Source organism: Candidatus Symbiothrix dinenymphae (assembly GCF_001431085.1).
Map to the genome: position 1 here is coordinate 1 of NZ_BBRU01000478.1, position 5,170 is coordinate 5,170.

5 protein-coding genes and 1 pseudogene are annotated in these 5,170 nt (G+C 47.1%); all 6 read right to left on the bottom strand.

Annotated features, from left to right (window positions below):
- On the bottom strand, positions 1-1,057 hold a 1,057-nt coding region (locus ASC50_RS05185), incomplete at its 3' end, for a protein-disulfide reductase DsbD domain-containing protein (RefSeq protein WP_262482203.1).
- 30 nt (positions 1,058-1,087) lie between these two features.
- Positions 1,088-2,335 (bottom strand): DUF1015 domain-containing protein, encoded by a 1,248-nt coding sequence (locus ASC50_RS05190; protein WP_055430422.1) that lies wholly within the window; start codon positions 2,333-2,335, stop codon positions 1,088-1,090.
- 57 nt (positions 2,336-2,392) lie between these two features.
- Positions 2,393-4,048: a TonB-dependent receptor gene (locus ASC50_RS05195; protein WP_055430423.1), complete on the bottom strand. Its 1,656-nt coding sequence runs from the start codon at positions 4,046-4,048 to the stop codon at positions 2,393-2,395.
- 85 nt (positions 4,049-4,133) lie between these two features.
- The gene (locus ASC50_RS05200; RefSeq protein WP_055430424.1) at positions 4,134-4,544 is read right to left on the bottom strand and encodes a HEPN domain-containing protein; all 411 of its coding nucleotides are present in this window, start codon (positions 4,542-4,544) and stop codon (positions 4,134-4,136) included.
- Entirely contained in the window at positions 4,541-4,852 is a 312-nt protein-coding gene (locus ASC50_RS05205; RefSeq protein WP_055430425.1) for a nucleotidyltransferase domain-containing protein, read from the bottom strand. Before ASC50_RS05205 ends, ASC50_RS05200 begins: the two co-directional genes overlap by 4 nt.
- Positions 4,853-4,892: 40 nt before the next feature.
- Positions 4,893-5,170 (bottom strand): annotated as a pseudogene (locus ASC50_RS05210) (dihydroxy-acid dehydratase domain-containing protein); the annotation flags it as partial.

A 5,170-nucleotide genomic window follows, 5' to 3' on the forward strand; every position in this document is an offset into this window, starting at 1 on the left:
CCGCAAACAGCACCAGCAACGCAAAGAAAATCAGATTAAACACCGCATTGGTCGATAAATCGTTCAGCGCACTCGCACCGAACAGCACCGTCACCAGCAGCCCCAGCCCCAAATAAATCACGATAATCGACAGCCCGTAAATCAGCGCATCGCGCACCGCTTTGGTGCGGTTAGATTTCGACCGCTTCAGAAAAAAACTGACCGTCATCGGGATAATGGGCCACACGCAAGGCGTGAGCAACGCCAACAAGCCGCCGACAAAACACAGCCAAAACACCGACCACAGCGAATTGTCGCCGTCCGTTTGACTTTCGCCCAATGCCTGCAACTCTGCGATAACGGGCTTCCAGAAGTCCACATTGCTATTTTCCGTAGCTTTGTCATCACTCGTAGTCCTGCCGTAGCCCCCTGGCTTGTCATTGCGGTTTTGACCTGCAATCCCCTCCTCAGTTATGCTGGTGTCTGTTTGACTTGCAATTTCTTCTTCATTTATGCTCGCCGGCAGGGGATTATGGGTCAAGCCCGCAGCGACAGAATCTTCCTCCGAATGCGTGTTTTTTTTAACGATAGTGCGTGGCACACTTGCAATAACAACCGCAGGGAGGTCTTTTTTCGTCAGCGAAAATTCGAGTTGTCCGGGCAGGCACGATTCGTCGTTGCACGTCATGTAGTCCACATAGCCCGTGATGGCGAATTTCTCTGCATCCGTCACGCGCAACCGCTGCACAAACGTTGGATTGCCGTTGTACCAACTCACATTCATCTCAAACGTTTCGTCAAATTTGGTCGTTATTTTGGCAGCTGTGGTCACTTTGCCGAGCCGTTCTGCTCCGCTGATTTTTTCAAAATGAAACACAGTCGGGTTGGGTCCGCCTTCGGGCTGATCTATGTCGTAGAGGTGCCAACCATAGTCAATAGAGGTTCTGAAGACAATCTCAGCCTTGTCATTGATAGAATAACTCCAGCGAATAGCTTCCTGTAGCTGCCCCCAAGCAGACACGACAGAGCAAAAACTCAGCAATACAACTGCAAATGATATACGAAACGTTTTATACATACATTTTATTTTTTTATTTCTCATTTCGACCTACGCCAACGAGTGGATTACCAGCCCTGACCGCAACTTTGGTTCAAACCATGTTGTTTTTGGCGGCATGATGTTGCCAGAGTCGGCTATGTCAATCAGTTGCTTCATCGACACGGGGTAGAGGGCGAGGGCGGCTGCCATTTCGCCGCTGTCCACGCGCTTTTTGAGTTCGCCAAGTCCGCGCAACCCGCCAACGAAATCTACGCGCTTGTCGGTGCGCAAGTCTTTCATTCCCAGCAATTTGTCGAGGATGAGGTTGGACGAAATCGTTACGTCCAGCACGCCAATCGGGTCGCTGTCGTTGTATGTGCCGGGCTTTGCATCCAGCGAATACCAATGCTTGTTGTTGAGATACAGCGCAAAATTGTGGAGGTGTGCTGGGTGGTAAATTTTTTCGCCTTTGTCCGTAACGGTGAAATTTTTTGCCAATTCCGTCAAAAAATCGGCATTCGACAGCCCGTTCAAATCCTTCACTAAACGGTTGTAATCCATGATTTTAAGTTGGTTTGCGGGGAAACACACCGCCATGAAATAGTTGTATTCTTCCTTGCCCGTGTGGTCGGGGTTTTGCTTCGCCTTTTCTGCGCCTACCAACGCCGCCGCCGCCGAACGATGATGTCCGTCTGCGATATATAAATAAGGTATATCTGCAAAAAGGTCCGTGATGCGATCGATGACTCCGGTGTAGTCAATTATCCAAAACGTGTGCCTAATGCCGTCAGCGGACACAAAATCGTATTCGGGAGTCTTTCTCGTTTCCGCCTTCACAATGATATCCAGCTCGGGATTGTCGGGATAGGCGAAAAACACCGGCTCGATGTTGGCATTATTCACGCGCACGTGCTTCATGCGGTCTTCTTCCTTATCTTTGCGCGTCAATTCGTGCTTTTTAATCGCACCGGTCAGATAATCAGGCACATACGACCCAACGACCAGACCATACTGCGTGCGCCCGTCCATCGTTTGCGCATAGACGTAATAATTTTCTCTCGTGTCCTGCACAAGCCAGCCCTTGTCTTGAAAAAGTTTGAAATTTTCAGCCGCTTTCGCATACACATCCGCATCGTGCTCGTCTTTTCCCGCCGGAAAATCAATCTCCGGCTTGATAATGCGATACAAAGACTTCTCATTGCCCGCCGCCTCAGCACGCGCTTCCTCCGAACTCAAAACATCGTAAGGACGTGATGCAATGTCAGTTACGAACTGCTTATCGGGGCGAATCCCCCTAAAAGGCCTAATTGTTGCCATATAATAATTTTTTTTATGTTAAAAAACAGCGCAAAGGTACAGAAAAATCAGCAATCATTAAAATCTGTAAGTCAGCCCCCCCATCACATTAAACGGATTGGCAGGATAGCCGTACCACAATTCATATTTCTGAAACAGCAGATTGTTGATTGCCACGAATGCCGAAAAATGCTTTGCGAACGAAAAAGTGCCCCGCAGCGACACATCATGAATGTCATCTAATTCAGGGCGACCCAACTCAAAGTGATACAGCAAATCAAAACGCAGCGGCTCAATGGGTTTGACGCCAATGTTCAAGTGCCCGTCAAATTTAGGCTTGTTAAACGACTGCAAATCAGCCACATTCCAATTATTGTAATCGGCAGACAGCTCAATGTCTGCCACATCGGAGTGCTTGTAACGCATTGTGCCACCCACATTAAGCACTTTGGCATCGGCGGAAACAGGTATGTTGGCGTACTCATTTACCAAAAACCACTCATCATCGGTAATTCGATAGCCCGCGTGCAAATCCATGTTCAGGCTGCGTGTAATGGCGAAATTGGTACCTAATTTGGCATTCAGAGAGGTGCGCGAATCCGTTACTCGCAACACATACGGGGCGATGTAGCGATTTTGCTGATACAGTTCGTAGTTGCTATTATCCCTGAAACCACCTGTTGCAGAGGCATATAGTTGCAAATGGTCTGTCGCATTCACATAAAATCGCACGTCGGGGGCAAGCAAAAATTTGCTGCGGTCGCCAAATTGTTTGCCGACACTCAACCCCAAATGCGTTTCCCAATTAGCACCCTCAAACAGCATGTAAGGCGACACAGAAAGCGTTGTGTAATTGCTCTTTGAGTCCCTGTCTGTATCGGCATTGTTTGTATCGGCATTGTCCTGATTTTTGGCATAACCTTTTATCCCAATGCGTTTATCAATGCTCAGCGGCGCACTCATATCGGCATCCAGCAGCAACCGATTTTCACTTTTAGCATCGGGCGCACCATAATCTTGACCAAAACGGGTATAACCAACATCAAATTTGAACGCAGGAACATCCAAATCAGTAGAAACCGCCCCCAAATGAGCCGCAAAAAGATTATCTTTCCAATCGGCAACCGGTAACTGGTAACTGGTAACCGGTAACTGCCCATAATCATTGTACTGCGAATAGGTGTATTGCGCATCTGTAAGAATTTTCCAAGTATTGAAATTATGCAAATAGTTCACTCCCAACACATTATCATTGATTTTCTTTTTGCCCTCTTTATCATCCTGCAAAAAATTCACCTTGTAATTGCCCGAATGGTGCGAGGCAAAGATATTGAGTTGGTTGGCGAACGAGTGGAGCGGTTGCACGGCGGCATCGGCAAAAAAATCGGGCAACGCACTACCACCAAGCGTGATATAGCCAATCTGGTCGCCGGAGCCAAACGCCGAAGCAGACGATTGAAGCGGATACGGCGACGACGGCACCTCCACAGCCGAGAGATATTTGGCAAACCGAACATCCGCTTGGGGTGCTGTGGGCGCAGCCACATCGGGCACACTGTTGATTTTGTTAGCATCTTTAATGCTGGGCACATAATCTTTTTCCAGCGTCATCTCCCTGCTCACGTTTTGGGCTTGTGCAACGGCGCACATCACCACTAATGCGGCTATGATTTTCAGGGGATTGCGGGTCAAACCCGCAATGACAGCCCTTTTAATGACATTTATTGTTTTCATCTGTGTATGTTTTTGTTGCAAAAACGCTACAAAGGTACGAATTAGTTATGAGTTATGAGTTATTTTTAGACCATTTCAACCCTTTTCAAATGAGTTTTTTTGCTGAAATTATATTTTCTATCGCTTGTATGAATTGCTTGGCAGGCTCAAATAGGGGTTGTATGTCTTTTTCGTCGATGATAATCCAATCGCTGTAATCGCCACTTTGCCGCAGGTCGAATAATTTTCGGTAGAGTTTATTTTGTTCCGAACTAAAAATTCCTGTCGAAACAAAGTGTTTTCCGAACAACCCAATGGCTCCACCATGAGTGTGAGATGAGCATTCGTTTGCTATCAATAAGGCAGTTACAGCATAATAGCATGCATAATACAAACGGTTTGTTGCCCCGTGCCAATGTTGTGAGTTTAATAAATCTTTTGCCTCATCCAAAGTTTCTTTTGAACGCTCCAAACGATGTTGCACAATAATTGCTCTTTCTTCTTCATTGAGTGTCATACGATTTCTACTTTGTCGTGTTCTACATTTTTATAAAAAATAGATGGTTTTTGCCGTTCCCAATCTGTTGTCGTAAAAACCTTTGCATTGATAAGCGTGCCATCTTTCATTCCAAGTTCGGCAAACGGATAACCATAGTTGTCGTAGTCCTCAAATTCCTTTTGGGGCTTGTCCAACAGCACCAGCAAATCCCAATCCGAATCGGGGCGGGCATCGCCGCGTGCCTGCGAGCCAAACAAAATGACTGTATCATTTGGCAAAATTTTGCGCTTTAATTCGCGTATGTTTGATAAAATTTGTTCGTTCATTTTTTTTGAATTTATCCTGTGACAAAGGTACAATTTTATTCTATATTATTCTCACCGCCCCCTTATCTGCCGAACTTACCATTGAGGCATACGCTTGCAGGGCTTTTGAAACTGTGCGCGTGCGGTGGGGCGGCGTGAAAGCCTTGTTGCCGCGTGCCTCTTCTTCCTTGCGGCGGGCAGCGAGAACTTCATCTGACACTTCCACCTTGATGCTGCGTTCGGGAATGTTAATTGTGATGGTGTCGCCCGTCCGCACCAAGCCGATGGCTCCGCCTGCTGCGGCTTCGGGGGATACATGACCTATTGACAAGCCGGAGG

Bases quoted from the DNA above. Each gene is read 5' to 3' on its own strand.
- ASC50_RS05190 (WP_055430422.1), bottom strand. From the start codon at position 2,335: ATGGCAACAATTAGGCCTTTTAGGGGGATTCGCCCCGATAAGCAGTTC.
- ASC50_RS05195 (WP_055430423.1), bottom strand. From the start codon at position 4,048: ATGAAAACAATAAATGTCATTAAAAGGGCTGTCATTGCGGGTTTGACC.
- ASC50_RS05200 (WP_055430424.1), bottom strand. From the start codon at position 4,544: ATGACACTCAATGAAGAAGAAAGAGCAATTATTGTGCAACATCGTTTG.
- ASC50_RS05205 (WP_055430425.1), bottom strand. From the start codon at position 4,852: ATGAACGAACAAATTTTATCAAACATACGCGAATTAAAGCGCAAAATT.